Source organism: Kribbella soli (assembly GCF_004331345.1).
GTDB lineage: Bacteria > Actinomycetota > Actinomycetes > Propionibacteriales > Kribbellaceae > Kribbella > Kribbella soli.
This window is the reverse complement of record NZ_SJJZ01000004.1, coordinates 516,200-540,355: the sequence shown is the minus strand read 5'-3', so window position 1 is coordinate 540,355 and position 24,156 is coordinate 516,200. Positions and strand designations below refer to the sequence as shown.

Genomic DNA, 24,156 nt, shown 5'->3' with positions numbered 1-24,156 from the left:
TTGTCGAACACCAGTGTACGAGTTACCGTACCGAAGATAACCCGTACACGGCTGTTCAACTTAAGGACGAGACCATGACTCAACCCGACCCCCGGCGGTGGCGGCTGCTGGGGCTGCTCGCCGTCGCGCAGTTCATGCTGATCCTCGACGTCACCGTGGTGGCGATCGCGCTGCCGAACATCGAGACCGACCTCCACCTGCAGCGCGAGACGCTGACCTGGGTGGTCAGCGCGTACACGCTGATGTTCGGCGGTCTGATGCTGCTCGGCGGTCGCGCTGCCGACCTGTTCGGCTCCCGCCGCGTCGTACTGACCGGCCTGCTGGTGTTCACGCTGGCCTCGCTCGTCACCGGTCTCGCCAATGGGCCTGAGGTCCTGCTGGGCGGCCGTGTCGCGCAAGGCATCGGTGCCGCGATGCTCTCGCCGGCGGCGCTGTCCGTCGTCACGAAAACGTTTTCTGGCGAGGAGCGGAACAAGGCGCTCGGCATCTGGTCCGCGATGGGCGGTGGCGGTTCCGCGATCGGCGTACTGCTCGGTGGTCTGCTCACCGCAGGCCCCGGCTGGCAGTGGGTGTTCTACATCAACCTGCCGATCGGCCTGGTCGTGTTCGCGATTCTGATCCGGATGCTTCCCGCCGACAAGCCGAGCGAGCAGCCGGGGCGTCTCGACGTACCGGGTGCGCTGCTGGTCACGGCCGGCACGGGTACGGCGATCTACGCGCTGATCAACGCCGGCGATCGCGGCTGGCTCTCGCTCGCGACTCTCGGAACGCTCGCCGGGGCCCTGGTTCTGTATGGCGTCTTCGCCTGGCTCCAGCGCACCGTACGGTCACCGCTGATGGACCTGCGGATCTTCACCCGCCGGCCCGTCACCGCCGGCATCTTCATGATCCTGATCGCGACCGCACTGATGATCTCGATGTTCTTCCTGGGCTCGTTCTACCTGCAGCACTTCAAGCAGTACGGCGCTCTGCGCACCGGGCTGCTGTTCCTGCCGGTGGCGATCGCGGCGATCGTCGGCGCCCAGATCGCCGGGCATGTCGTCGGCCGGGTCGGCGCGCGGCCGATCGCGATCGCCGGGTTCCTGATCACCGCGGCGGGCGTGGCTGTCCCCGCGATCTGGGAGGGTGCTGCCGTGGTCGTGATCGGGATGACTGTGGGGACGGTCGGGCTGGGCGCCGCCTTCGTGGCGTCGTCGACCACGACGTTCGCGCAGATCGACCACCGGGAAGCTGGTCTGGCGTCCGGGCTGCTCAGCACGTTCCACGAGTTCGGCGCGTCGCTCGGGGTCGCTGTGGTGTCGAGCGTCGCGGCGGCGAGTCTTGCGGGGACCGTGTCGACGGGATTCACTCGTGGGTTCACGTTCGCCGCGGTCACTGCCGCGGTGGCGGCCGCCCTCGCGCTGGTCGTCGTACCGGCGTTCAAGCCTTCGACTGGAGAAGTACATGCCCATTGAGATTCGCCGCGCGGTGGTCGCGGATGCGGAGATCGTGCTGACCATGTTGCGTGAGCTGGCCGACTACCAGGACCAGGGCGCGTACATGACGGCGAGCATCGAGGACTGGCAAGGATTTCTCGGGCGCGAGGATGTGATCGTGCTGATCGCGGAGGCCGGCGGCGACGCGGCGGGGTACGTTTCCGCGCTGCGGCGACCGTACCTGTGGGTCGGCGGGGATCAACTGGCGTTGGACGACCTCTATGTCCGAGAGCATTTCCGCGATGCAGGCGTCGGACGGAAACTCATGCTGGAGCTGGCCCGGCACGCGTTGCCGGACCGGCTGCCGATCGGCTGGGGCCTGCGCCTGGAGAACACGGCCGGCTACCGCTTCTACGAACGCCTCGGCGCAAAGCTGGTCACCAAGACCGCGGCCGGCTGGGCTCCCGAGGCGTACGAGGCCCAGCTGACCGACGAGGTCACATAGCTTCGGTTGCCAGGTCCTGCCAGGCTTCCCAGGTCTTCAGGCGGTCGGCGTAGACCTGTTGCAGCATCGGGTAACCCTGGGTCCCGAAGAAGATCCGGAGTGGTGGGTTGGGGGTGTCGGCGAGTTCGAGGATCGCGCGGCCGGCCGCGGCGGGGTCACCGAAGTCGGCCGACGCCACGTACGCCGACAGGGCGTCGCGCAGGTCGTCGTACAGCGGGTTCGGATCGGAGCGGACTCCGCCGGTGACGCCTTCGGTCGCATAGCCGCCGGGGGCGACCACCGTGACCTTGATGCCGAAGCCGGCGACCTCTTGGGCGAGCACTTCGCTCAGCCCTTCGAGGGCCCACTTCGACGCGCAGTAGGCGCCACCCATCGGGAGCCCCGTCAGGCCGGCCACCGAGGAGATCTGGATGATGCGGCCGTCGCCCTGCTTGCGCAGGTAGGGGAGCGCGGCCTGGGCGACCCAGAGCGGACCGAAGAAGTTCGTCTCGAACTGATCGCGCAACTGCGTCTCGTCGAGTTCCTCGACCGCTCCGGACAGGCCGTACCCGGCGTTGTTGACGATCACGTCCAGGCGGCCGAAGTACGCGTGCGCTTGTTCGACGGCCTCGAAGACAGCTGTCTTGTCGGTGACGTCGAGGGTGAGTGGCAGTACTGCGTCGCCGTACGTCGCGGTCAACTCTGTGAGGCTCGTGCGCGCCGTCGCGGCCACCCGGTCCCCGCGGGACAGGGCGGCCTCGACGAAGCTGCGGCCGAGGCCGCGGGACGAGCCGGTGACGAACCAGACCTTGTTCATGCCGGCCGCACGTTGTGGTTGCCGGCGAAAACGTTTTCCGGATCGTACTCGCGCTTCACTGCCGCGAGCCGCTCGTAGGTCGTGGCGGGGTAGACCGCGGCGACATCGGCGTCTCCGGCCTCGGACAGGAAGTTCGCGTACGCGCCGCTCACGTGCGGGCTCAGGGTGTCCCACAGTTGTTCCCGCGCCGGACGCGTCGCCTCGATCACCGGCGGCGGCCCGACCGTCATGGTGACGAACATCAGCTCCGCCTGGCGGTGCGCGTACGCCGTCGCGTCGTCGGCGACCTGTGCCACGGCCCCGCCGACGCTGCGGACAGCGATGATCGGAGCGCCTTGGGAGGTGCCGGCCGCGGCGAGGATCCGCAGTACCTCGGGCACGGAATCCTTGTCGACAAAGGCACTCCGGGTGACGAACTGGATGCCGGGCGGCGGTACGGCGCCGTCCACGAGCACCTCGGCGTACGGCGTCAGCGTGACGTCGTCGGCGAGCACGGTGCCGAGTGCGCGGATCGGGTCGATCGCCTGCGCCGCGAGTTCCGCGTCGTCACCGTCGTACGCGACCTGGATCTCCAGCGGCGCCTCGGGACCGCCCAGGAACGGATTCGCGAACGACGCGATCGAGGTCAGCTCCGCGGGCGCGGTCCGCAGGTACTCCGCCCAGCGCGGCAGCACCTCGGCGATCTCGTTCGCTGCGAAGACCACCTTGCCGAAGTGGATGTCGGTCGTCGGGTGCGCCGCGAACTCGAACGCGGTCACGATCCCGAAGTTCCCGCCGCCACCACGGATCGCCCAGAACAGCTCCTGGTTCTCGTCGGCGGACGCCCGTACGACGTCGGCGTTCGCCGTCACGACCTCCACGGCGACCAGGCTGTCCAGTGCGAGACCGTACTTGCGCACCTTCCACCCGATGCCGCCGGTCAGCGTCAACCCGCCGACCCCGACGCTCCTGGTGTCACCCGACGAGATCGCCAGCCCGTGCGGCGCCAGCGCGGCCGCGACCTGCCCCCAGGTGGCGCCGCCGCCGATCCGGACGACGTGCTTGTCCTTGTCCACGATCTCGATGCCCGCCAGGTTGACGAGATCGATCACCACCCCGCCGTCGTTCGTCCCGAATCCCGGGAACGCGTGTCCACCGCCGCGCACCGCGAGCGGCAGTCCGCTGCCGGCGGCGTACCCGACGGCCTTGCGGACGTCCTCGACACTCGCCGGCCTGAGGACGTACGCCGGGCTGCCCCCGACCAGCACGGTCCGGCTCGCGGCGTCGTACCCCGGGTCCTCCGGTCCGACGATCTCTCCAGCGAATCCTTCGACTACTGCGCTCATGACGTTCCTTTGCGTTTGCCCTCATCCAACAAACACCTGACGCCTGCCGAGCGGCCCGTGTGACGTGAACAACGCCACATCACAAAACCCGGGGCTATTTCGTCTGTGCGTTGGTCTTGTGGCTGAACGCGCACCGCCAACCGTCCGCCGTCTGCACCCAGACCTGGCTGATCCACTCGTCCGCGAAGTACGACGTACCGTCCCAGGAGCCTGTGCTGGTCTTGCGCGCCGTGAGCACGACGGCGTCACCGGCGCGCGCCACGCGCTGCTCGCCGACCACCTGCATGCTGTGGTGGGCAAGCCGTCCATTCGAGATCCAGCCGAGGATGTCGGCCCTGGCGACCGGGCCGGTCGAGTCGACGTACACCCAGTCGTCGGTCATGAAGGATCCGACCTCGTCGGCGTCGTTGCCGACGACGATCCGGTCCCACTCGGCCGCCGCCGCGCGTACCTGCTCTTCGATCGTCATCCGTCCGTCCTTGCTGCGGACTGGTCGCGGTATGCGTAGTACTGCAGGAACATGTCGACGCCGGTGTCGATGAGCTGGTCGGTAGTGCTCGCATCGAGGGTGGCGCCGTACGTGCTGTGGACCAGGTGCGGGTAGAGGACCAGGGCGTACAACTGGAGAATCGCCGTGTCCACGTCGGGCATGGTCAGGCGGCCGGCCGCGATCAGGCGCTCGAACGCGGCGGCAAGGGCAGGACGCGCCCGATCCGGCCCGTGCCGGCGCCAGGCGGTGCCGAGCTCCGGAAAGCGCCGCACCTCGCTGGTGACGAGCTGGCGCAGCGCCAGCATGTCGGGCTGGGTCATGCTGGTGACCCAGGCGGACGCGGTCCACTTGAGCGCGGCGCGCAGGTCGTCGGACTCTGCCAGACGGTGCGCCGTGCCGGCGATGACCTCGGCCAGTGCGCCCTCGAGCGCCTCGCCGACGACGGCCATGAACAAGGTTTCCTTGTTGCCGTAGTGGTTGTAGACGGTCACCTTCGACACGCCGGCCTCGGCCGCGATCGAGTCCACCGCGGCGTCGAACCCGTCCCGGATGAACGCAGCGCGCGCCGCCGGGATGATCGCTTCCCTCTTGCGCGCCGCCCGGTCGCCGGTGAGCTCGCGCGGAGCTGCCTTCGTCATGGTCCAGGAGTCTAGCAAGAATCTGAACTGAACGGTTGAGTTCATCTGAACTGTTCTGTACAGTTCGGTTCAATCGAGGAGGAATCATGGATCGGAGGAAGTCCGCGGCCCTTGCGATGCTGTCGTTCGCGATGCTGATCGTGTCGCTGGACCAGTACATCGTCGTCGTCGCTCTCCCGGAGATCGGGCGCGAGCTCGGCTACTCCGCGCACACCCTGCAGTCGGTGATCAGCGCCTACGCGATTGCGTCGAGTGGCTTCCTGCTGTTCGGTGGTCGCGCCGCCGATGTGCTCGGACGGCGGCGAATGCTGATGACCGGCCTTGTCCTGTACGGCGTTGCGTCGCTGGCCGGCGGCCTGGCGACCGGACCGGCCTGGCAGCTGACTGCTCGGGCGGTCCAGGGACTTGGCGGCGCACTGGTGTTCCCGAGCACGCTGGCGATCATCAACACCATGTTCTCGGAGGGCCGGGACCGGAATCGTGCACTGGGCATCTGGGGTGGATCCGGGGCGGCGGGCCTGGTCATCGGCGTGCTGCTCGGTGGCGCGCTGACTCGGGTGTTCGGCTGGGAGGCGGTGTTCTTCGTCAACGTGCCCTTGGTCGCCACGGCGCTGGTTCTCGCCGTACCGCTGCTCGATCGGGGGCGTCCGGAGGTACGTCGGTCGTTCGACCTGCCAGGGGCCCTGACGGCGACTGGTGGGATCACCTTGCTGGTGTTCACGCTGGTGCAAGGTCCGGCGCTCCACTGGAGCACCATCGTCGGGACCTCCGCTGTTGCGGTTGTCCTGCTCGTGTCCTTCATCGGGATCGAACGGCGCAGTCCGGATCCACTGGTCCCCCCGAACCTGCTGAAGAACCGGGTGCTCGTGGTGGCGATGGTGATCGCGTTCCTGTTCATGGCAACGTTCGGGTCGCTGCTCTACTTCCTGTCCCTCTACTTCCAGGACGTGCGTGGGTACGACCCGTTGCAGACCGGTCTCGGCTTTCTGGTCCCCACTGCGGTGGTGGTGACCGGATCGACGGTTGCGGGGCGGGCGGTGACTCGATTCGGGTTGCGTCGTACGTTGCTTGCGGCGCTGGTGATCGGAGCTGTCGGAGCGGTGACTCTGGGGCTGGGCATGTCGGCCGGTGGGTCGTACGTCGCGCTTGTACCGGGCCTGGTGCTGGTGAGCGTCGGCGACGGCGCGGTGTTCACGATGATGTTCATCGCCGCGGCCACTGGGGTGTCCGATCGGATGCAGGGGGTCGCGTCGGGCGTGGTGTCGACCAGTTCGGGCATCGGTGCGTCGGTGGGGCTCGCCGTACTGGTGCTGGTAGCCAACGCCCACACGTCTGGGCTCGTTGGCGAGGAGCTGCGCGCGGCGGCCGCCGAGGGGATCCGTACCACCGTTTTCGTTATCGGTGCGGGGATCCTCTTGACGTTGCTGTTCGCTTTACGGCTGCGTAGACCCGTGACCGCGAGTTGCCACTAGGGCAGACGGATCGTCACCAGCGTGGTCTCGATGTCGCTGTCGACCAGGTTGCCGTCGGCATCGAACGCTTCCGGTCCGTCGGTCATTCCGAAGTCGTTGTCGTTGATCACGACGAGGGTGTTGTGCGGCAACAGCGCGACACCCTCGATCTTCTTCGGTGCGCCCTTGACCGTGTTCAGGTCGAGGAACAGTTTCTTGGCGAGCACCGGTACGCCGGTCGCATCCGCTTCGTACGACGGTGTGGTCGCGACGTCGTCCCACTTGGAGCCGAGGATGTTGGCGGACGGCCGCAGTACGACGCGCTGCAACCGGGCGGCGTTGTCGGTCCGTTCCTCGACCAGCAGCGTTTCAGGGCCTGCGGCAACGATCGACGAGATCTTCAGCTCACTGGTGTCGTCCTCGCCCGGGTCGACCACGCCGACCGGGTCGAAACGGTACGCGTACTCCGCCGTCACCTTCCCGGCCCGCGGCGAGAACCTGAGGAGTCGCGTGTTGAGCGAGGCTTCGCCGACCTTCTTGCTCGGGTTCGACAGCGGGCTCTGCAGCGCGAGCACCAGGTCGCCGCCGGGCAGCTGCGCGAGTCCCTCGAAGCCGCGGTTGATCTTGCGGGTCAGGAAGATCGCCGGCAGCGACTCGATCACCGGGTAGTCGGCCCCCTGCAGGTTCAGCCCCTTCGGCACGTACCGCGCGAGCACCTGGCCGCGGCTCGAGACGTGCACCAACGAGGGGCTGTACTCGTCGACGAGCCAGAACGTTCCGTCGTCCGCCCGGACGATGCCCTCGGTGTCGAGACCGTTCGGGTTGACGGGGAGGCGCGTCGAGGCGTCGTACGTGTAGGGGAGTTCGTCGCGGCTTTCCTGGTTCGAGAGCCCGGTCACCGGCTTGCCGTGCCGGGTCGTGATCGGGATCGCGTCGATCACCTTCAGCTTCTTGCCGGCTACCTTGACCTTCACGATCGCCGGGTTGAACCCCGGCACCGGGAACGTCCGGCGGTTCGTGCCGTCGACCTTGATCTGCCCGTTCGGCCCGCGGTCCGTGACAGTCCAGAACTCGCGGCTCTTCCCGGCCGGGAAGATGTCGCTCCCGATCCCGCCGAGATCGACCTTCCGATCGTCGTCCACCGACCCGCGGATCAGCCCGTTCGAGAACCCCTTCAACGAGATGTCCGGCAACGTCGCCGTACCAACGACCCGCGCGCCCCGCTCATCCGCGGTCGCCGCCTGCACCGTACTCCCCACCAACGCAGCAACCCCCACAAGAGAAGCCGCCACCACCAACGCACGCCGAGACATTCCCAACTCCCCTCAAACCGGTCCCCGCGACCCTCACCCGACGAAATGAACACCACCACCCCATCCCATGAACCCCCGGAAAACGTCCCCGCCTACCCCCACCCCACCGCCCCGCACCCACCGCCCCGCACCCACCGCTCTGCCACCGACCGCGCCGCCGAGCACACGACGGGATATCCCCTGCCGTGGTGGGTTCTCCCCTGGCATGCGAGGGGAGAACCCTTAACACCAAGGGATATCCACTCGAGTTGGACGGGGGCCTGCAGCCGAGGTGAACGCGAGGGGTAGGTCGCGAAGGAACGTGGGAGGCGTGGGGTGACGGGAGGCGCGGGCGATGGGTGACTGGGGGGAGGCGAGTTGGTGTGTGGGAGGGCGGGGGTGTGGGAGGGCGGCGTACAGGTGAGGGTGGTGGGAGGGTGGGGTGATGATCTATCGGTTCTCGGTTGGGCGGTTGGAGTGTGTGGTGGTGAGCGACGGCCAGCCGGGGCCGCCGTTCGAGCCGCAGCTGGGGGAGTTCTTCACGCCTGAGTCGGGTGTGCCTGACGACGTACTGCGGGATGGGTGCGAGGGGCGGTCGACGCTGACCTGTGGGTACAACTGTCTGTTCGTGAGTACGCCGGACGGGACGGCGGTGATCGACACGGGGCTGGGGGCGAGCTTCCTCGGGTACGGCGAGTACATCGAGCCGCTCGTCGGACAGTTGGACGGCGGCATGACCAGCGCCGGACTGTCACGGTCGAACTTGGCTGCGGTCGTGTTCACGCATCTTCATCAGGATCATGCGCGCGGCGCGATCTGGTCGGGCGAGCTCACGTTCCCCGCGGCGACCGCGTTCGCACATGCGTCGGAGGTCGCGTTCTGGTCCGGCTCCGTCGACCTTCCGTCGGCGCAGCCGCACCTCGAGGCTGCTCGAGAAACCATCCGACTCTTCGGCGAGAAGCTGCAGCCGTTCGAGTACGACGCCGAGATCCTGCCCGGCGTACACACACTGTCCGCCCCCGGTCACACCCCCGGCCACTCCGCCATCCTCCTGCAGTCCCAAGGCGAACGCCTGCTCTGCGTGGGCGACACGTTCTACGACCCGCTCCAACTCATCAACCCGGCCTGGGCCACCCCGTGGGACCTGGACGCGCCGGCCTCCATCACCACCCGCCGCCAACTCCTGTCCCGCGCCGCCGACGAACACCTCCTGATCCACGCCTACCACCTCCCGTTCCCAGGCCTCGGCCACGTCCAACGCAACGGCCCCACCTACACCTGGCACCCTCTCGGCGTACCGAACAACGGGTAGTGCTCCACCGCGGACGCCCCCGCCCGCCGTCCTGCCGACTGGCGGGTGTCCCGGAAGCTGCACCACTACCCGTTCTTCGGTACGCCTCTCGCCCACTCTCCGCGGCTACCGCACCGCGCCCACAGCACACCCCGCACCCGTCGGCACGCGACGGGATATCCCCTGCGGTTGTGGGTTCTCCCCTGGTATTAGAGAGGAGAACCCACAACACCAGGGGATATCCACCCGAGTTGACGGGGTGGGCGTCGGCCGAGCCGAGCAGCGAGGGGTGAAACAACCCGGCAGTGGGTTAGTGGAGGCAGGTGCGGAGGGCGGTTATCAGGTGGGCGGCTCGGGGGTCGCCGTGGCCGAGCATGCGGTTGGCGGTGTAGGCGAAGGCGACGCCGTACTCGTCGTCGCCGAACGCGAACTGGCCGCCGGCGCCGTCGTTGCCGAAGCTGCGTGGGCCGAGTGTCGGCCGGAAGGGGGAGTCCAGCAGGAATCCGGACCCCCAGCGAGCGCCGGCGTCAAACCCCAGGAACCCCGCACCGGAGGAGACCTCGCGCACCGCATCGCCGACCGTGTCCGGAGTCAGCAATCGTGTCGAGCCGTCGATGCCCGTGATCGCGGCGGCGTACACCCCGGCCAGACCGCTCGCGGACGCGACCGCGCCCGCCCCAGGCAGTTCCATCGCGAGCAGGTCGGGGTCGTTCCAACCGTGAGGTACGTCGAGGCCGGGGAACTCGAGCGCCCCGTTCATCGTCACGATGCGCATCAGCAGATGCTCGGGGTCCAGCGCCGGCGGCCGCCCCTCGGCCTCCTCCAACCGCGCGAGCGTCGGCAACTCCGCGGCCGGCAGTCCGATCCATGCCCGCAGTCCGAGCGGATCGCCGATGACGGTACGGAAGTACGCGCCGGGCAGTTGCCCCGTGATCCGCCGTACCACTTCACCGAGTACGAACCCGAACACGTGCCCGTGATACTCGTACGTCGTCCCCGGCTCCCACATCGGCGCCTGCTCTTCCAGGGCTGTGATCACCGGTGTCCACGCCGCGATCTCGTCGAACGTCAACGTCTTGTCCAGCACCGGGATCCCGGCCCGGTGCCCGAGCACCATCCGGCACGTGATCGCGTCCTTGCCCGCAGCAACAAACTCCGGCCAGTACGCACCGATCGGCGCGTCCAGGTCGAGCCGCCCTTCCTGCGCCAGCAGGTGTACGACGACACTCACCAGCCCCTTCGCACAGGAGAACACCGGTACGACGGTCTCCCGCGTCCACGGCCGCCCCGGCGCCGCCTCCCCGTCCCAGAGCTCGACCACCTGCCGCCCACCGGCGTACAGGCTGACCGCGGCGCCCAACTCCGGAAACAACGAGAAGTTCTCCGCGAAGGCATCCGCGACCGCCCCGAACCCCTCGTCCACCCAACCCTGACTCATGGGCACGACGATAGATCCGAGGCAGCTGCCCCGACGATCGAATTACGGAAGGACCCACTTCTGGTTGAGGGCGCTGTTGCAGGTGTTGAGGATCAGTTTTGTGCCGTTGGCGGTGGATCCGCCGGTGGCGTCGAGACAGAGTCCGGCGGCGGCGTTGACGAAGGCTCCGTTTGCTTGAGGTATCCACCGTTGGCCGGGGGAGTTGTCGCAAGTCCACAGGACCGCGGGGGTGTTGAGGGCGGTGCTGCGCGCGGACAGGCACTTGCCCATCGTGCGGATGGTGCCGTCTTCGGTGGACGGCGTCCACTGCTGATTGACCGCGCCCTTGCAGGTGTAGAGCGTTGTCGGCGTACCGTCGGCGGTGGACGCCTGGTAGACGTCGACGCACTTGCCTCCGATTCCGGTGGCCGGCCCGGTGTCCTGGTACACCCCGAACTCCCAGAACGAGTAGTAGCTCCCGGCAACGGCTCGCTTCGTCGCGACCATCCGCACGTACCGCGCATAGTTCGGTGTGAACGTGACGAGATCCGTCCCGCCGTCCCCGCTCACCGTCGACGACACGGTCTTCCATGTACGTCCGCTCCCGGACACCTGGAGCTGGTACGACTTCGCGTACGCCGTCGACAGCCAGTTCATCATCACCCGATTGACCACCTGGACGGACCCCAGATCGACCTGGAACCACTGCGGATCCGTGCGCGCACTCGACCATGCAGTGCTCATCGAACCGTCCACGGCCTTCGTCGCCTCGCGCCCGGCCAGATAGGTGCTGGAGGCAACAGCGGGCCGACTCCGGGCGAGGTTCCGTTTCGTGCCGAAGGCGGCCGTGTACGTCGCCGGCGTCGCCGGCGCAACCAGGTTGTGGTCACGCGCCCCACGGTCCGACCACAACCCGAACCGGTAGAGCTGGTTCGCCACATTCGCTACCGGATCCGTCGACACCGAAACGCTCGACCCGACGATCGTCGTGACCCCGAGCGGACCCTTCCCGCTCTTGTCGAGCACCGTGACCGGCAACCCGGTTGGCGTGGTCGCAAACGTCATCCCGACCGTCTTCGGATCGAGCCGCACTCTCTTCGAGTCCGTCAGCCCTTGAGCATCCCGCGCCGTCAGCTTCAGCTCGAGGTACGACGGATACTCGTGATCCGGTGCCGTGAACGAGCCGCTCGCCCCGGTCAGCGTCGTGATCGTATGCGTGTGGCAGTCACTCGGGCAGTGATGCATGATCAGCGACCACGTCAACGCGGACCCCGGCAACGTCCCCTGTTCGGGGTCGGTCGCCGAACCCGAGAAGTTGATGGTGTCCCCAACCTTCCACGTCGTCGCCGGACCGGGGGACGTGATCGTCGCGGTCGGTGCCGTGTTCGCGACATTGATCTGCGTGGTCGTCGTACTGCTCGCCGTCCCGTCGGACACCCGCAATCGCGCGGTCACCGTGCCGGTGGTCGTGTACGTGTGCTGCACCACCGCGGCAGTCGAGTCGTCGTACGCCCCGTCGCCGTCGAGGTCCCACGCGTACGTGAGCGCATCGCCATCGGCGTCGTCGGACGCGGTCCCGTCGAACGTCACCGTCAACGGCGTCGGACCGCTCGACGGGTCGGCCTGGATCACGGCCGTCGGCGGATTGTTCGTGCCGTTGTAGACGTAGCGGAGGATCCGGCCGTTGTCGTAGTCGACCGTGAACAGGTCGCCACCGGGACCCGTCTGCAGGCGAGTGGCGCCGTACCCCGAGGCGAAGAGTTGGATGTTCGCGGGATCCGGAAGGCCGTTGCTACCCGGCAGCATCGCCCACACGCACCTGCGGCTGTAGTCGCTGAAGAACAACGAGCCGTCGTACGACGACGGGTAGTTGCCGCCCTTGTAGAAGGTGAGCCCGGAGATGGAAGAACTGCCGGTGGAGCAGGTCCCGGCGACCTGATCGCTGTGTTTGTAGGTGTAGTACGGCGCCGCGACCGCGGACGGGCCGGCCGCGTAGAGGTTCTCGCAGATGTTGACGTTCGCGCTGTCGTACCCGGGCTGGCGGCCCGCCCCTTCGTAGCACGGCCAGCCGAAGTTGGTGACGCCGCTGGTGGGCGCGACGACGCGGTCGATCTCTTCCCAGCTCGAGTACCCGACGTCACCGATCCACAGTTCGTTCGTCCCGGGCCGGAACGTGAACCGCATCGGGTTGCGCAGACCTTGTGCGACGATCCGGCGGGCGTTCAGGTCGGGGCTGCTGATCAACGGGTTGTTCGGCGCGGCCTGCCCGGTGTCGGGGTTGATGCGGATGATCGAGCCGTCCAGACCGGTCGGATCGCTTGCTGTGCGTAGATCCTGCGCACGCAGCGCGCCACCTTCGGCGGTCGGCGGAGTGAGCGTCGCGCCAACCGGAGCCGTCCCGTCACCACAAGGGTTGTCGGGCGTCAGATCGGAAGTGGGGAAGCTGTCCTGCCCGTAGTCGACGTAGTTGAAGCTCCCGCCGTCACCGCCGCCGGCGTACAGGAATCCGTCCGGGCCGAACTCGATCGAGCCGATCGAGTGGCTCGGGTACACCTGGCACCAGTCTTCGACGAGCACCTGCTCGGCGCCGTTCGCGTTGAGCACTGAGAGTCTCGCACTGGCCTGGCATCCGTCACCGGTCGGACCGGGCGGCGACGGGCACGGGTCGGCGTCGGTGTTCGGCGTACCCCACTTCGGCGTCGGCCCGCCGATCAGGCCGTCGTGCGTGTACAGCACGTAGATCCTTGGATCTGCAGGGAAATCGGGATGCAGCGCCAGCCCGAGCAGGCCGCGGTCCCAGTAGTTGTAGACCTCGGTGCGTAAGTCCGCGAACACGCTGGGCGTCGGATCGTCGAGCGAGTCGAAGACCTTGATCAGCCCGCTCTTCTCGGCGACGAACACCCGGCCGTCCGGCGAGAACGCGACGTTCGTCGGACTGTTGAGTCCGGTGAACGCCACTTGCTCACTGAAACCGGTGGGCGTGACAGCAGCGCGTGCTGGCGTGATCGCGATCAACGGCAGTAGCAGTACGACGCACATCGTGGACAGCGCGTAGCGCAGCCACTGGGAAGAAATCCTCACAAAGCCCCCCAGGCCAGAAGCCCGGCACCCGTCACCTCACAACCCCCTGCGGGTACTCAGACCGCGCCAGGATGACCGCCACGCGGATCAGGCGCAAGCCCCGGCCGGCATTCGTTTCAAACTATCCACCGCACCTCTACCCGCAGTCAGATCACCCTCGCTCTCTGTGCGACGAACGTCGGCCAGAGGCGCAGACGAGCGAGGAGAACCACGCGCGGAATCGAGGGTCCAGCAGGTCGTCCCGGAGCAGTGTCGCGGCACGTTCCAGATCGTTGCCGACGGCATTCTTTCCGTCGGTGACCAGCGTCTCGAACCGCTCGGCGTCCAACTCCCAGGAGCACGCTCCATCTTGGGCCAGCAGCCGCCGGCAGCGTAACGTGAGCGGGTGGCATACCCAGTGCGAGCGAGCCTGCGCGAACTGCCGGCCGCGCCGGGGGTTTACCGCTTCCGCGACGACGCCGGGAAGGTGCTGTACATCGGCCGGGCTCGCAATCTGCGGCGGCGTGTGCAGTCGTACTGGGTGAATCTCGGCGACCGGCCGCATCTGCAGCGGATGGTACGGCGGATCGCCCGGGTGGAAGGTGTTTGGTGCGATTCCGAACACGAAGCGGCATGGCTCGAACGCAATCTGCTCGAACAGTCCAAGCCGCGCTGGAACCGTACCGAGGGCGGCGCGGAGGTCGTCGGCTACATCCGGCTCGCCGACGGATCCAAGCCCGGCCTGCGTTTCGAGCACACGGTCAGCGGTGGCGGGCCGCATTTCGGGCCGTACCTCGGTGGGTTGCGGATCCGGCAGGCGATCTCAGGGCTGCATCGGGTGCTGCCGCTGCAGTACACAGTGGAGGGTGACGGTTCGGCGGAGGAGTTCGGTCGGCTGTTCGGGATCGGGCCGGCGGATCGGGACGCGCTGGCGCGGACCGCGATCGCCGTACTGCAACGGGATCCGGCCGCGCTCGGGGCGTTGCGCGACGAGCTGGTACGACGACGCGACCGGGCTGCGGGCGAGTTGCGGTACGAGTTCGCGGCGAAGGTGCAGGGCGAGATCGAGGCGCTCGAGTGGATCTGTTCTGAGCAGAAGGTTGCGTGGATGGAGCCGCGGGACGCGGACGTGTACGGGTGGGCGGACGGCGTACTCGTGCGATTCGAACTGCGGGGCGGGCGGATGAGCACGTGGACGCAGCGCGCGGTGGGCGAGGCGTCGGCGCGGGAGCGGGTGGCGGCGACGCCTGCGCTGTGGCGGCCGTTCGCCCTTCGCAACGCCGAACTCGCCGCACGCCTGCTCAAGGTGACTTCCTGATTACCTAGCATGTTCTTTCATGACGCAGCCCCCGGTCCCGCCGAACCAGCCGCCCGGTCCGCAGGGCCAGCCTTATCCCCAGAACCAGCCGCCTGTCCCGCCGGGACAACCACCGTTCCCGCCGTACGCGCCGGTTCCTCCCAAGCGATCGAAGGGGCCGCTGCTCATCGTCGGCGGTCTCGTCCTGCTGCTCGTCGTAGTGATCGTCACCGGCCTCGTCCTGTTCTTGAACCGCGGCGACGGCGACGGCAAACCAACCGCGCACGAATCCACACCGCCGGCCCGAACCAAGCCGTCCGACCCCAAGGCAGTCGAGTTCCGTCGCGTGCTCACCTCGAAGCCCGGCCACTGCGCGACTCCATCGCCGGCCGGTACGGCGTGTGACGACCAGGGCAACGTCTACACGCTGGGCAAGGTCGAGCTCGACGGCAGCAACGTGTCCGAGGTGAAGGCAGGTTTCGACCCGGCCAGGGGTACCTCGTGGTACGTGAACCTCAACCTCGACGCGGAAGGCACCAAGCTGTTCGGCCAGCTGACCGCCAGCATCGCGAAGCAGGAGCCGCCGGCGAATCTGCTGGCGATCGTCGTCCACGGCGAGGTGGCCGCGGCACCAGCTGTGCAGTCCGCGATCACCGGCGGCCAGGTCCAGATCTCCGGCGGCTACACCCGCGACACCGCCGAGGCACTCGCCAAGAAGATCACTGGCTAGCCTCAGCGGTTAGTGACCTCGAAGGCGACGACCGCCGCGGCGACGGCGACGTTCAGGGACTCGACGCCGGAGTGCAGCGGGATCTGCAGGTCGGTGTCGGTGGCCACCGTGATCCCGTTGGTCTCGCCGCCGAGCACATACACCGCGCGCGGCGCGAGCTCGGTCTTGAACAGCGAGTCCTGCGAACGCGCCGACAGCCCGTACACGTGATACCCGGCGGTCCGCAGTACGTCGACCGCCGCCTTCGCCGTCGAAGTGTTCACGATCGGCGCCTGGAACGCGACACCGGCCGACGCCTTGATCACGAGCGGCCCGACGTGCGGCGTGCCGGCCCGGGGGAGGATCACACCGTCGAACCCGGCGCCGGTCGCGGTCCGCAGAATCATTCCGACATTGCCGGGATTGGTCACGCCGTCGAGCAGGAAAACGTTGGTCGGCCGTTTTCCGCGGGCCCGCACGAACTCCTCCAGCGGCGTCATCCGCGGCGCGTCCACGTCCGCGACCACGCCCTGGTCGTGCTTGCCGTTCCCGGCCAGCCACTTCACCCGGCTGGCGGTCGCCCGCTCGACCGGCGTCCCGTACCGCTCCGCGGCCCGCAGGATCTCCTGCATCGAGTGGCCGGTCGCGTTGTCGGCGAGCACGACCTTCGCCACCGACAGGCTCGGGTCGTGCAGCGCCTCCAGCACGGGCTTGCGCCCGTAGACGGTGATCCACTTGTCGCGCGGCGATTTCTTCGAATCCACCCGCCTACCGTAGCGCCGGGTTCGTCGCCTTACCGTCCAGCCAGAGCATGTTGCTCGGGTCTCCGTGCGGCCCCGGGCGGCCGACGTGCTTGTCGCTGATCTGCGGGCCGTTCTTGATCACCTGCACCAGCGCCATCCCGTGGCCGCGGCCGAGGTCGTAGTCCGCCTTCAGCCAGTCGAGGATCGTGCCGGCCTTCACCTGTGCGGCGTCGTACCCCCGGCCCTTTGCCTCGTCGACCAGCTCGCGCGGGGTCTTTCCGGTCTTTTCCTCGATCTTGTCCAAGTACGCCTGGAACGACATCGTTTTCCTCCTGGGTGGTCGTCGTACACCACTGCGTCGGGCGACCACCGCGGAAATCGACACCGACGATCAGGAAAGTTTCCGCAACACCGCGAGCACAGTTTCCGCGGAGCGGTCGATGTCGGCCGGCCCGGTGGTCCAGTTGGAGACCGAGATGCGCATCGCCGCCCGGCCCTGCCAGGTGGTGCCCGACATCCAGCAGGTGCCCTCGTCCTGGACACCGGCGACCACGCGCCGGGTGACAGTGTCGTCGTCCCCGAAGCGAACCAGAACCTGGTTGAGGACCACGTCGTTCAGCACCTCCACGTCGTTGGCAGCGAGGATGCCCGCGAACCGCTGCGCCATCGCGTGGCAACGGTCGACGATCTCGGCGATACCGGTGCGGCCGAGTGCGCGAATCGCGGCGTACACCGGGATGCCGCGGGCTCGTCGCGAGAACTCCGGGTTGAAGTCGAGCGGGTCCCGTTCGCCGTTCTCGTCCTGGATCAGGTAGGCGGCGCGGATCGACATCGCGGCGCGGTGGGCCTCGGGGTGCGCGCACAGGACGAGGCCGGAGTCGTACGGCACGTTGAGCCACTTGTGCGCGTCGGTCGCCCACGAGTCGGCCAGCTCGATCCCGTCGACGAGTGCGCTCAGTTGCGAGCTGACCGCTGCCCAGAGGCCGAAGGCGCCGTCGACGTGTACCCAGGCCTGATGTGCGTGCGCGAGGTCGCAGATCTCGGTTATTGGGTCGAATGCCCCTGTGTTCACGTTTCCGGACTGCGCACAGACGATTTGCGGGCCGTCGTCCTCGAGGGCCTCAGCGAGCGCGTCGGCGCGCATCCGGCCCTGGTCGTCGACCGCGATCGGCACGATGCAGTTCGTCCCGAGCCCCAGGAACCGCAGTGCCCGGTCGATCGTGTCGTGCCGCTCCGCCCCGGCCAGCACGCGGATCGGCGGCGCACCGATCAGGCCGTCTCGTTCGACGTCCCACCCGGCTCGCCGCAGTACCTCGTGCCGCGCGGCCGCCAGCCCGGTGAAGTTCGCCATCTGCGCACCGGTCACGAAGCCCACCGACGTACTGCGCGGGAGCCCGAAGAGCTCGACCAGCCAGCCCGCGGTGATGTCCTCGATCACAGCGGCTGCCGGTGAGGCGGCGTACAGACCGGCATTCTGGTCCCACGTGGTCGTGAGCCAGTCAGCCGCCAGCGACGCCGGCGTCGCGCCGCCGAACACGAACCCGAAGAACCGGCCGCTCCCGCTCGGCAGCAGCCCGTCCTCAACCCCCTCCGCGAGCCGCGCGATCACGTCCCGCGGATCCGTCGGCCCGCCCGGCAGCGGTCCCCCGAGCGTCTCGTGAAGCTCTTTGGAGCTCGCCCGCGGCCCAACCCGCCGCTCCGGAAGACCGTCCAGGTACGCCGTCGCCCGCTCATACGCCTCTTTGAGCGGCCCCTCCCAATCAACCATTCCTCATTTCTACGCCTAGGGGCCGTAAAGTGCGCCCATGCAGATCCGGAGCCGATGGTCGGCGATCGTCGGCTACTCCCTGGTGGGTGCAGCGACCCAGCTGGTCTGGCTGAACTTCGCGGGCGTCACCACCGTCGCCGCCACCCGGTACGGCGTGTCCGAGAGCGCGATCGGGTGGCTCGCCCAGGTCTTCCCGCTGCTGTACGTCGTACTCGCGATCCCGTGCGGCCTCGTGCTGGACCGCTGGTTCCGGGGCGGGCTGATCGCGGGCGCCGTACTGACTGCTGTCGGCGCCGCGGTGCGGCTGATCGGCGACGACTTCGGATGGCTGCTCGCGGGGCAGATCCTCGCGTCGATCGCGCAGCCGCTGGTCCTGAACGCCGTCACGGGCATCACCGGCCGGTACCTGGAGGAGAAGGACCGACCCACCGGCATCGCCATCGGCACCGCCAGCATCTTCGCCGGCATGGTGATCGCCTTCCTGCTCTCCGCCGTCTTCACGACGTCCTCGTCCATTCCCGCCATGCTCACCGTCAGCGCCATCTTCTGCGTCCTGGCAGCAATCGTCCTGGCCGCTGCCATCCGCGGCCCCGTCGAATCCCACACCACCGCAGCTCCACGTCCGGACCGTGGTGCGTTGGCGGCCGCGTGGGGCGACCCGTTGATCCGCCGGCTGTGCGTTCTCGCGATCTTCCCGTTCGGCGTCTTCGTTGCCATGAGCACCTTCGCCCAAGCGCTCCTCGAACCGGCCGGAGTCAGCGGCGGCACCGCGAGCACGATCCTCCTGCTGCAGGTCATCGCCGGCGTCGTCGGCAGCGCGACCATCCCGATCCTCGTCGTACGCCGACGTGCCGAATCCCGCCTCCTCGTCGTCAGCCTCACCATCACCGCGGCAGCCTGCGTACTACTCGCCCTCGCCCCAGGCGCGATCACTGGCTTCGTTTCGATCACCGTGATCGGCCTGCTCCTCCTCCCGGCGCTGCCGATCGTGCTCGAGCTCGTCGAGCGCCGTACCGGAGAAGCCGAAGGCACCGCGGCCGGCCTGATCTGGATGGCCGGCAACCTCGGCGGCCTGGTCGTCGCGGTCGTCGTCGGCCTGCTCGTCGATCACCCGACGGCGGCGTTCCTCGTGATGGCCGTGATCGCGCTCATCGCCGTACCGGGGGCTCGCGCTCTTCGTGGCCCGATCGCCGAACTCCGATCGCAGCCGCAACCGTAGCGATCAACCCACCGGCGCCTGCGACGACAAACGTCGCACGGGCGTCTGTGTGCTGCAGGAGCAGCCCGCCGCACACGTACGAGATCCCGGCCGCGAGACCGATCGCGCCGTACAGATTGCCGAAGACGCGGCTGCGCAGCTGCGGCGGTACGACGCGTTGCAGGTGGGTGTTGACGCCGACGTCGACGCCCGCGATCCCGAGCCCGCGGATCACCTGCAGCGCCAGCGCCGCCCAGATCGCCCACGCGAGACCTGTGACCAGATTGCCGACGCTGCTCACGGCGAACCCAAGAAGGATGAGGACCGGCATCTTCAGGCGGCCGGCGTACCGTGCGAGGATCGCGAACCCGACGAGCAGCCCGATGCCCACCCCGGCGTACAACGTCGCCGACGCCGAATCGCTCCCGTGCAGCTCGTCCTTCGCGAGGAACACCATCGCGACGTCGTCCACCCCGTTGAACGCGACCGTGGCGAAGAACCCGATCCCGATGACCCGGATCTGAGGTGTTCTGAGGATGTAGCCCAGCCCGTCACGCGCGTCCTTGAGCACACTGTTCTTGGTCGGCTCGGACGGCGGGATCTTGGGCAGCCTGGCGAGCAGGCCCGCGGAGATGAAGAACGTCGCCGCGTCGATCAGCAGGATCCCGCGTACGTCGGTGACCAGGAACAACGCCGCCGCGACGATCGGACCGACCGCCTCCAGCCCGTTCGTCCCCGCCCCGAGCGCCGAGTTGGCCGCCTCGAGCTGATCGTCCCGCACCAACGCCGGCATCGCACTCCGCGAAGCTGCCTGAAACACCTGCGCCGTGACGCTCCTGACCGCCACCATGACCAAGAGCACTGTGAGCGGCGGAAGGATGAGGGCCATGGCGACCGTCAGCACGCCCTGGACGAGGTCGCACGCCACCATCACCCGCCTGAGATCGAACCGATCGCCCACCACCCCCGCGAACGCCCCGAACAAGCCCGGCACAAAATCCCCCGCCAACAGGAGGAGGGCTACCGCGAACGCGGCCCCGGTCGACGCCTGCACATACAGCAGCAACGCCACCAACCCCAGCGAGTCCCCCAAGAAGGACACCGCCCGAGCCCCCCAAAGCGCCCCAAACGCCCCCGACCCCCGCAGCACCCCCCACACAATCCTCTAGTATGTATCCGCACACCGGCCGGTGTGGCGCAACTGGCAGCGCACCGCTCTTGTAAAGCGGGGGTTAGGGGTTCGAGTCCCCTCACCGGCTCTCTGACCTGGCCATATAACCCGGAAGTGATGAACCTCCGGGCCTCAACCCACCGGTTACCCACCGCTTTGCGACTCTCGGCCGCCGCGCGGTGCCACTAGATCGCAGGTCCTTCCGGCGTTTGCCGCCCCTGCTCGTGGATGTCGCGGAGAGCCTGTTCGAGATGGCTAGCCGCCTCAGGGTTTCGGGCCCGTCGACCGACGTAGTCATCCATCGTCGTTGTCATCTGCGCGTGACCCAGCTGGTCTGCGATCTGTCGCGGCGACTGGCCGGACTCCTCCAGAATGGTCGCCGTGGTCTTCCGGAAGACGTGTGCCGTGACCCAGCCGAGTTCGTCCGCCAGCGAGCGCATGCCGGCGAGCTCGGTCAGTTCCAGAAGCGAGGTCCGGTCGGCCCGGGACAGCCTGTAGAGGTCAGCCAGAGCTGAGCGCCGAAGAAGATCAGAGTCCGGTGTGGACGTTGCGCCGGCGGGGCCAGTCGATGTTCAAGGCCCAATCCCGGTTGGGCGCTTCGAGAGCTCCGGCTGGCGCATGATCGCCCTCGCGAACTCCGACCCGTAGTCGGGGAAGGTGTGGTCGACGGTGTCGTTCCACGGCCGGCCGTTGGACCGGATCTCGCACGGCAGCCGGATCGGGCGCCCGACGACTTCGCTGGCCTGGAAGACCCATAGACCGCACCTGACGGTGGTGCCGGCCGCGGTGGCCGGGAAGTCGAACGTCGGGCTGCACTCCCAGCGATCCGGATCGTCCGGCCCGAGACCGAAGCCGGCGAACATCTCGTTGGTGTACTCCTGCGGCAATGTGAGTGTGGCTGAGTCGAACTCGACCGGGCAGCACAGCTCGACGGAGATTCAGCCTTGTTCATAACCGGCGTGTGCACCGGGCTCATCGTCACTCGGCGTTGTCCTCGGTGCAATAGCAATCTTCAGCCTCACCCTCCAAGGCCAGCAGACCGCTCGTTAGCGGGCTTCTTGAAGGAAGGCGCGTCAGATCTGTCGCGGCCTAGGTTCGCGCAGCGGTTCATGCGCTTTGGCGGCCTAGGGTTGAGTGTTGGTTTGTAGTGGGTGTTTGGGTACGGTGACGCGGATCTTGGCGGCTGTGGTGTCGGCCGGTACGGCGATGGTGCCGCGGGAGACCCATTGGGTGATGTTGGCGACGATCGTGGCGACTGCTTTCTGTGAGGCGGCGTCGGGGGAGGGGACTGTCCAGTTCGAGGGGCAGCGGCCGACGAGGAAGCAGCCGTAGGCGAAGGTGGAGCCGTTCAGGACGCGGGCGCCTGAGGGGGCGGTGTAGGCCGTGACGTGCATGGGTGCGGCGCGGCCGTTCGAGCGGCATGCTCCGGTGCCGGCGGCGAGGGTTGTCAGGCCCGGTTGCTTGTAGAGGTCGGGCCAGACGTAGTCGACCTCGCCGGCGATGAATCCGGGAAGCGCCGTACCGTTGGGGACACCATCGAAGATCCATCCGCTGCCGGTTGTCAGTGTGTTGCCCAGCACCGGGCAGATGTAGTCCGCGCCGAGGAGCGGTTGCGACGCATAGGCATCGCCCTGGTAGCGCCACGTCGTGGAGTTGTAGCCGTCGGTGTACCGGTCGATGTCCCAGGCGCGACGGGTCTCGTCGGTGAAGGTGATCACGCGGTAGGCCGTGTTCGCGCCGAGGTTGGCGACGTTCACACCGTGGGCGATCGCCTGGCTGAGCGCGGCCCGCATCCGCAGCGAGTAGTACTCGTCGTGTCCGGGCAGGAAGAGCGTCCCGGCTCGGGTCGGCAGTTGACCGCCGTACTGGTCGAGGTCGTTGTCGGTCCAGTAGGTGACGTCGAGTCCCTTCGACTCGGCCCAGAACACCAGTCCCTGTTCGAGTGTGAGGTACTGCCCGGAGCCCTGGCCCTCGTTGTACGGCCGGTCGAACGTCAGCCGGCCGGACCCGGTGTCGAGACCGGTGTAGAAGCTCACGCCGCCGTAGCTGTTGTACGCCTGCCAGGTCGCGGTCGCCTGCTGGATCATCAGGGCGTGCTTGGTGCCGGTGTCGTCGCGGACCGTCAGTGGCGCGTACGTCGCGGAGGTGCCGTCGCTGATCTTGATCAGATAGGTTCCCGGGACCCAGTTCTTGTCCACGGGGATGCTGAGCGTCTTGGACCAGGTCGCCGCAGATGTCATCCGCAGCGGTTTGCCGTCGGCTGACGCTCCGCCGGTTGTCGGTGCTTCCTGAAGCACAGTCGGTACGTCGTCCTGCCGCCAGATCTCTCGCGCGCCGAGTCCGGCGTAGTACCCCATCCGGTAGGCGACGACGCTGACCGGGTTGCCGGAGGTGACCTTGAGGTCGACGGAGTCGCCGCAGCTGGCCGAGACCTGCGTCAGGTAGGCCGCGAGAGTGCCGTTCATGCTGGTTGGGATGACCCAGTCGCCGGTGCCCGGCTTGGCGTTCTCGGCGCTTGTTGTCGGCCAGGTGTCGGGGCATCCGGCAGGTGGCGAGGCGAAGCCCGCGGCCGCGAGGACGGGCATCTCGGCGGGTGGTGCGATGAACGCGATGGTGGCGGCGCCGGTGCTCAGGACGGTGCCGGTTGGGGTGGTCGCGGAGACGGTGAGGCTCATCGTTCCGCCGTACCGGGAAAGCTGGACGCCGTTGACCGGGATCGCGAGGCGTGCACCGGTTGCGACGTTGAGTGGTGACTTCGGTTTCCAGGTCGCGTAGCCGGCGTCGACAGTGAGCGTGCCGTTGATGGTGCTGTAGGTGCCGGTGGCGCCGGTCGGCAGTTGCATGCGCACGGCGGCCAGGGTGCCCGCCTTGGTGACTGTCGCCTGGTACGTCAGATTCGTTGTCTGGGCGGGAATCGGGTTCGTCGCCTTGACCGCGACGGCGGCGGTGTAGGTCTTCAACGGCTGCAGTACGCCGGCACCGGACGTGATCACCTGGCCCGCCGTGCCGATCGACTTGAATCCCAAGGTCCACGGGCCGCCCGCGGGCAGCTTCAGGCCGTACAGCGGGATCGCGAGGCGTGCGCCGACGGCAACGTTCGTGACGCGGGTGGGTCGCCAGCGCAGCACGGTGCGCGTGACCGAGCTGACCGTGCCGTTGATCGACGTGACCCGGCCGGTGGTCCCGGCCGGGATCGCCATGGTGACCTCGCGGATCGCGCCCGCCTTGAGGACGGTCGCACGGTACGTCAGCGTGGTCGTGCCGTTCGACGCCTGCGTCGCGGTGATGCTGACACTGGCCGCGGCCGCGTCGGCCGCCCGGTCGATGAACACGATCGCCGCGGCTGCGACAACCAATGCGGCAGCCGAGGCCAGAAGCCTCCGAAACATGGGTTCCCCCCAGGTCGTTCCAATGCATCCCCGGAGGGAGAGTACGAGATCAAATGCCGTTGCAGTGAAAATGTTGCCGATCAGTGATGAATTGGCCTAGATCACAACTTTGAGTGGTCGCCCGGTCGCTGAGAGCGCATCACGGGGAGTGAACGGCAGAGTCACAAGCCGGGACCTTACACGCTACTCAGGGGTCATGTA

21 protein-coding genes and 1 tRNA gene are annotated in these 24,156 nt (G+C 67.9%); 8 read left to right on the top strand and 14 right to left on the bottom strand.

Going from position 1 to position 24,156, the window contains the following annotated elements:
• Positions 1 to 74 precede the first annotated feature (74 nt).
• Together E0H45_RS33400 and E0H45_RS33395 are read left to right on the top strand one after the other, a co-directional pair.
• Positions 75 to 1,454 (top strand): MFS transporter, encoded by a 1,380-nt coding sequence (locus tag E0H45_RS33400; protein ID WP_131344858.1) that lies wholly within the window; start codon positions 75 to 77, stop codon positions 1,452 to 1,454.
• Positions 1,444 to 1,920, top strand: coding sequence for a GNAT family N-acetyltransferase (locus E0H45_RS33395; RefSeq protein ID WP_131344856.1), 477 nt, complete (start codon positions 1,444 to 1,446; stop codon positions 1,918 to 1,920). The genes E0H45_RS33400 and E0H45_RS33395 overlap by 11 nt, the downstream gene beginning before the upstream one ends.
• Here the strand turns inward: E0H45_RS33395 and E0H45_RS33390 are convergent.
• From E0H45_RS33390 to E0H45_RS33375, 4 genes are all read right to left on the bottom strand, one after another.
• Positions 1,913 to 2,716, bottom strand: coding sequence for an SDR family NAD(P)-dependent oxidoreductase (locus tag E0H45_RS33390; protein WP_131344854.1), 804 nt, complete (start codon positions 2,714 to 2,716; stop codon positions 1,913 to 1,915). The two genes, E0H45_RS33395 and E0H45_RS33390, sit on opposite strands and share 8 nt — an antisense overlap.
• Positions 2,713 to 4,041 (bottom strand): FAD-binding oxidoreductase, encoded by a 1,329-nt coding sequence (locus tag E0H45_RS33385; RefSeq protein ID WP_131344852.1) that lies wholly within the window; start codon positions 4,039 to 4,041, stop codon positions 2,713 to 2,715. Before E0H45_RS33385 ends, E0H45_RS33390 begins: the two co-directional genes overlap by 4 nt.
• A gap of 94 nt (positions 4,042 to 4,135) precedes the next feature.
• Positions 4,136 to 4,510 (bottom strand): nuclear transport factor 2 family protein, encoded by a 375-nt coding sequence (locus tag E0H45_RS33380; protein WP_131344850.1) that lies wholly within the window; start codon positions 4,508 to 4,510, stop codon positions 4,136 to 4,138.
• Positions 4,507 to 5,169 (bottom strand): TetR/AcrR family transcriptional regulator, encoded by a 663-nt coding sequence (locus E0H45_RS33375; protein WP_131344848.1) that lies wholly within the window; start codon positions 5,167 to 5,169, stop codon positions 4,507 to 4,509. The genes E0H45_RS33380 and E0H45_RS33375 overlap by 4 nt, the downstream gene beginning before the upstream one ends.
• 86 nt (positions 5,170 to 5,255) lie before the next feature.
• Here E0H45_RS33375 and E0H45_RS33370 point away from each other — a divergent pair, with 86 nt between their 5' ends.
• The gene (locus E0H45_RS33370; RefSeq protein WP_131344846.1) at positions 5,256 to 6,641 is read left to right on the top strand and encodes an MFS transporter; all 1,386 of its coding nucleotides are present in this window, start codon (positions 5,256 to 5,258) and stop codon (positions 6,639 to 6,641) included.
• Here E0H45_RS33370 and E0H45_RS33365 read toward each other — a convergent pair.
• Complete coding sequence (locus tag E0H45_RS33365; RefSeq protein ID WP_131344844.1) at positions 6,638 to 7,933, bottom strand: esterase-like activity of phytase family protein; 1,296 nt, start codon at positions 7,931 to 7,933, stop codon at positions 6,638 to 6,640. The genes E0H45_RS33370 and E0H45_RS33365 overlap by 4 nt on opposite strands.
• 424 nt (positions 7,934 to 8,357) lie before the next feature.
• Between E0H45_RS33365 and E0H45_RS33355 the strand changes: the two genes are divergently transcribed.
• A complete protein-coding gene (locus E0H45_RS33355) occupies positions 8,358 to 9,224 on the top strand; it encodes an MBL fold metallo-hydrolase (RefSeq protein ID WP_131344842.1) in 867 nt (288 codons plus the stop codon).
• A 289-nt stretch (positions 9,225 to 9,513) separates the two neighbouring features.
• Here the strand turns inward: E0H45_RS33355 and E0H45_RS33350 are convergent, their stop codons facing one another.
• Together E0H45_RS33350 and E0H45_RS43710 are read right to left on the bottom strand one after the other, a co-directional pair.
• Complete coding sequence (locus tag E0H45_RS33350) at positions 9,514 to 10,641, bottom strand: serine hydrolase domain-containing protein (RefSeq protein WP_131344840.1); 1,128 nt, start codon at positions 10,639 to 10,641, stop codon at positions 9,514 to 9,516.
• A 42-nt stretch (positions 10,642 to 10,683) separates the two neighbouring features.
• Positions 10,684 to 13,701: a PQQ-dependent sugar dehydrogenase gene (locus E0H45_RS43710; RefSeq protein ID WP_131344838.1), complete on the bottom strand. Its 3,018-nt coding sequence runs from the start codon at positions 13,699 to 13,701 to the stop codon at positions 10,684 to 10,686.
• A gap of 385 nt (positions 13,702 to 14,086) precedes the next feature.
• Between E0H45_RS43710 and E0H45_RS33340 the strand changes: the two genes are divergently transcribed.
• Together E0H45_RS33340 and E0H45_RS33335 are read left to right on the top strand one after the other, a co-directional pair.
• Positions 14,087 to 14,998, top strand: coding sequence for a GIY-YIG nuclease family protein (locus E0H45_RS33340; protein WP_131344836.1), 912 nt, complete (start codon positions 14,087 to 14,089; stop codon positions 14,996 to 14,998).
• 19 nt (positions 14,999 to 15,017) lie between these two features.
• Positions 15,018 to 15,707 carry a SecDF P1 head subdomain-containing protein gene (locus E0H45_RS33335; RefSeq protein WP_131344834.1) on the top strand — a complete coding sequence of 230 codons (690 nt, stop codon included), beginning with the start codon at positions 15,018 to 15,020 and terminating at the stop codon, positions 15,705 to 15,707.
• Between the two features lie 2 nt (positions 15,708 to 15,709).
• Here the strand turns inward: E0H45_RS33335 and E0H45_RS33330 are convergent, their stop codons facing one another.
• The 3 genes from E0H45_RS33330 to E0H45_RS33320 all read right to left on the bottom strand — a co-directional run bounded on the left by E0H45_RS33330 (position 15,710) and on the right by E0H45_RS33320 (position 18,197).
• The gene (locus E0H45_RS33330; protein ID WP_131344832.1) at positions 15,710 to 16,450 is read right to left on the bottom strand and encodes a TrmH family RNA methyltransferase; all 741 of its coding nucleotides are present in this window, start codon (positions 16,448 to 16,450) and stop codon (positions 15,710 to 15,712) included.
• Between the two features lie 4 nt (positions 16,451 to 16,454).
• Positions 16,455 to 16,751 carry a DUF4287 domain-containing protein gene (locus E0H45_RS33325; protein ID WP_131344830.1) on the bottom strand — a complete coding sequence of 99 codons (297 nt, stop codon included), beginning with the start codon at positions 16,749 to 16,751 and terminating at the stop codon, positions 16,455 to 16,457.
• 69 nt (positions 16,752 to 16,820) lie between these two features.
• Positions 16,821 to 18,197, bottom strand: coding sequence for a pyridoxal phosphate-dependent decarboxylase family protein (locus E0H45_RS33320; protein ID WP_131344828.1), 1,377 nt, complete (start codon positions 18,195 to 18,197; stop codon positions 16,821 to 16,823).
• A 37-nt stretch (positions 18,198 to 18,234) separates the two neighbouring features.
• Between E0H45_RS33320 and E0H45_RS33315 the strand changes: the two genes are divergently transcribed.
• A complete protein-coding gene (locus E0H45_RS33315) occupies positions 18,235 to 19,416 on the top strand; it encodes an MFS transporter (protein ID WP_131344826.1) in 1,182 nt (393 codons plus the stop codon).
• Here the strand turns inward: E0H45_RS33315 and E0H45_RS33310 are convergent.
• Entirely contained in the window at positions 19,346 to 20,545 is a 1,200-nt protein-coding gene (locus E0H45_RS33310; protein ID WP_337590428.1) for an MFS transporter, read from the bottom strand. The two genes, E0H45_RS33315 and E0H45_RS33310, sit on opposite strands and share 71 nt — an antisense overlap.
• Positions 20,546 to 20,581: 36 nt before the next feature.
• Between E0H45_RS33310 and E0H45_RS33305 the strand changes: the two genes are divergently transcribed.
• A tRNA-Thr gene (locus E0H45_RS33305) sits at positions 20,582 to 20,654 on the top strand.
• A 97-nt stretch (positions 20,655 to 20,751) separates the two neighbouring features.
• On the opposite strand, the gene E0H45_RS33300 is transcribed toward E0H45_RS33305, so the two are convergent.
• The 3 genes from E0H45_RS33300 to E0H45_RS33290 form a co-directional block, all read right to left on the bottom strand.
• On the bottom strand, positions 20,752 to 21,006 hold the full coding sequence (locus E0H45_RS33300) for a tyrosine-type recombinase/integrase (RefSeq protein WP_131344824.1): 255 nt from the start codon (positions 21,004 to 21,006) through the stop codon (positions 20,752 to 20,754).
• Between the two features lie 132 nt (positions 21,007 to 21,138).
• On the bottom strand, positions 21,139 to 21,453 hold the full coding sequence (locus E0H45_RS33295; RefSeq protein WP_131344822.1) for a hypothetical protein: 315 nt from the start codon (positions 21,451 to 21,453) through the stop codon (positions 21,139 to 21,141).
• Positions 21,454 to 21,690: 237 nt separating this feature from the next.
• On the bottom strand, positions 21,691 to 23,955 hold the full coding sequence (locus E0H45_RS33290; RefSeq protein WP_131344820.1) for a N,N-dimethylformamidase beta subunit family domain-containing protein: 2,265 nt from the start codon (positions 23,953 to 23,955) through the stop codon (positions 21,691 to 21,693).
• Positions 23,956 to 24,156 lie beyond the last annotated feature (201 nt).

Coding starts and splice junctions, on each gene's coding strand:
- E0H45_RS33320 (WP_131344828.1), bottom strand. CDS start 18,197: ATGGTTGATTGGGAGGGGCCGCTCAAAGAGGCGTATGAGCGGGCGACG.
- E0H45_RS33335 (WP_131344834.1), top strand. CDS start 15,018: ATGACGCAGCCCCCGGTCCCGCCGAACCAGCCGCCCGGTCCGCAGGGC.
- E0H45_RS33290 (WP_131344820.1), bottom strand. CDS start 23,955: ATGTTTCGGAGGCTTCTGGCCTCGGCTGCCGCATTGGTTGTCGCAGCC.
- E0H45_RS33355 (WP_131344842.1), top strand. CDS start 8,358: ATGATCTATCGGTTCTCGGTTGGGCGGTTGGAGTGTGTGGTGGTGAGC.
- E0H45_RS33365 (WP_131344844.1), bottom strand. CDS start 7,933: ATGTCTCGGCGTGCGTTGGTGGTGGCGGCTTCTCTTGTGGGGGTTGCT.
- E0H45_RS33300 (WP_131344824.1), bottom strand. CDS start 21,006: ATGCGCTCGCTGGCGGACGAACTCGGCTGGGTCACGGCACACGTCTTC.
- E0H45_RS33390 (WP_131344854.1), bottom strand. CDS start 2,716: ATGAACAAGGTCTGGTTCGTCACCGGCTCGTCCCGCGGCCTCGGCCGC.
- E0H45_RS33395 (WP_131344856.1), top strand. CDS start 1,444: ATGCCCATTGAGATTCGCCGCGCGGTGGTCGCGGATGCGGAGATCGTG.
- E0H45_RS33375 (WP_131344848.1), bottom strand. CDS start 5,169: ATGACGAAGGCAGCTCCGCGCGAGCTCACCGGCGACCGGGCGGCGCGC.
- E0H45_RS33325 (WP_131344830.1), bottom strand. CDS start 16,751: ATGTCGTTCCAGGCGTACTTGGACAAGATCGAGGAAAAGACCGGAAAG.
- E0H45_RS33370 (WP_131344846.1), top strand. CDS start 5,256: ATGGATCGGAGGAAGTCCGCGGCCCTTGCGATGCTGTCGTTCGCGATG.
- E0H45_RS33315 (WP_131344826.1), top strand. CDS start 18,235: ATGCAGATCCGGAGCCGATGGTCGGCGATCGTCGGCTACTCCCTGGTG.
- E0H45_RS33350 (WP_131344840.1), bottom strand. CDS start 10,641: ATGAGTCAGGGTTGGGTGGACGAGGGGTTCGGGGCGGTCGCGGATGCC.
- E0H45_RS33400 (WP_131344858.1), top strand. CDS start 75: ATGACTCAACCCGACCCCCGGCGGTGGCGGCTGCTGGGGCTGCTCGCC.
- E0H45_RS33385 (WP_131344852.1), bottom strand. CDS start 4,041: ATGAGCGCAGTAGTCGAAGGATTCGCTGGAGAGATCGTCGGACCGGAG.
- E0H45_RS33380 (WP_131344850.1), bottom strand. CDS start 4,510: ATGACGATCGAAGAGCAGGTACGCGCGGCGGCGGCCGAGTGGGACCGG.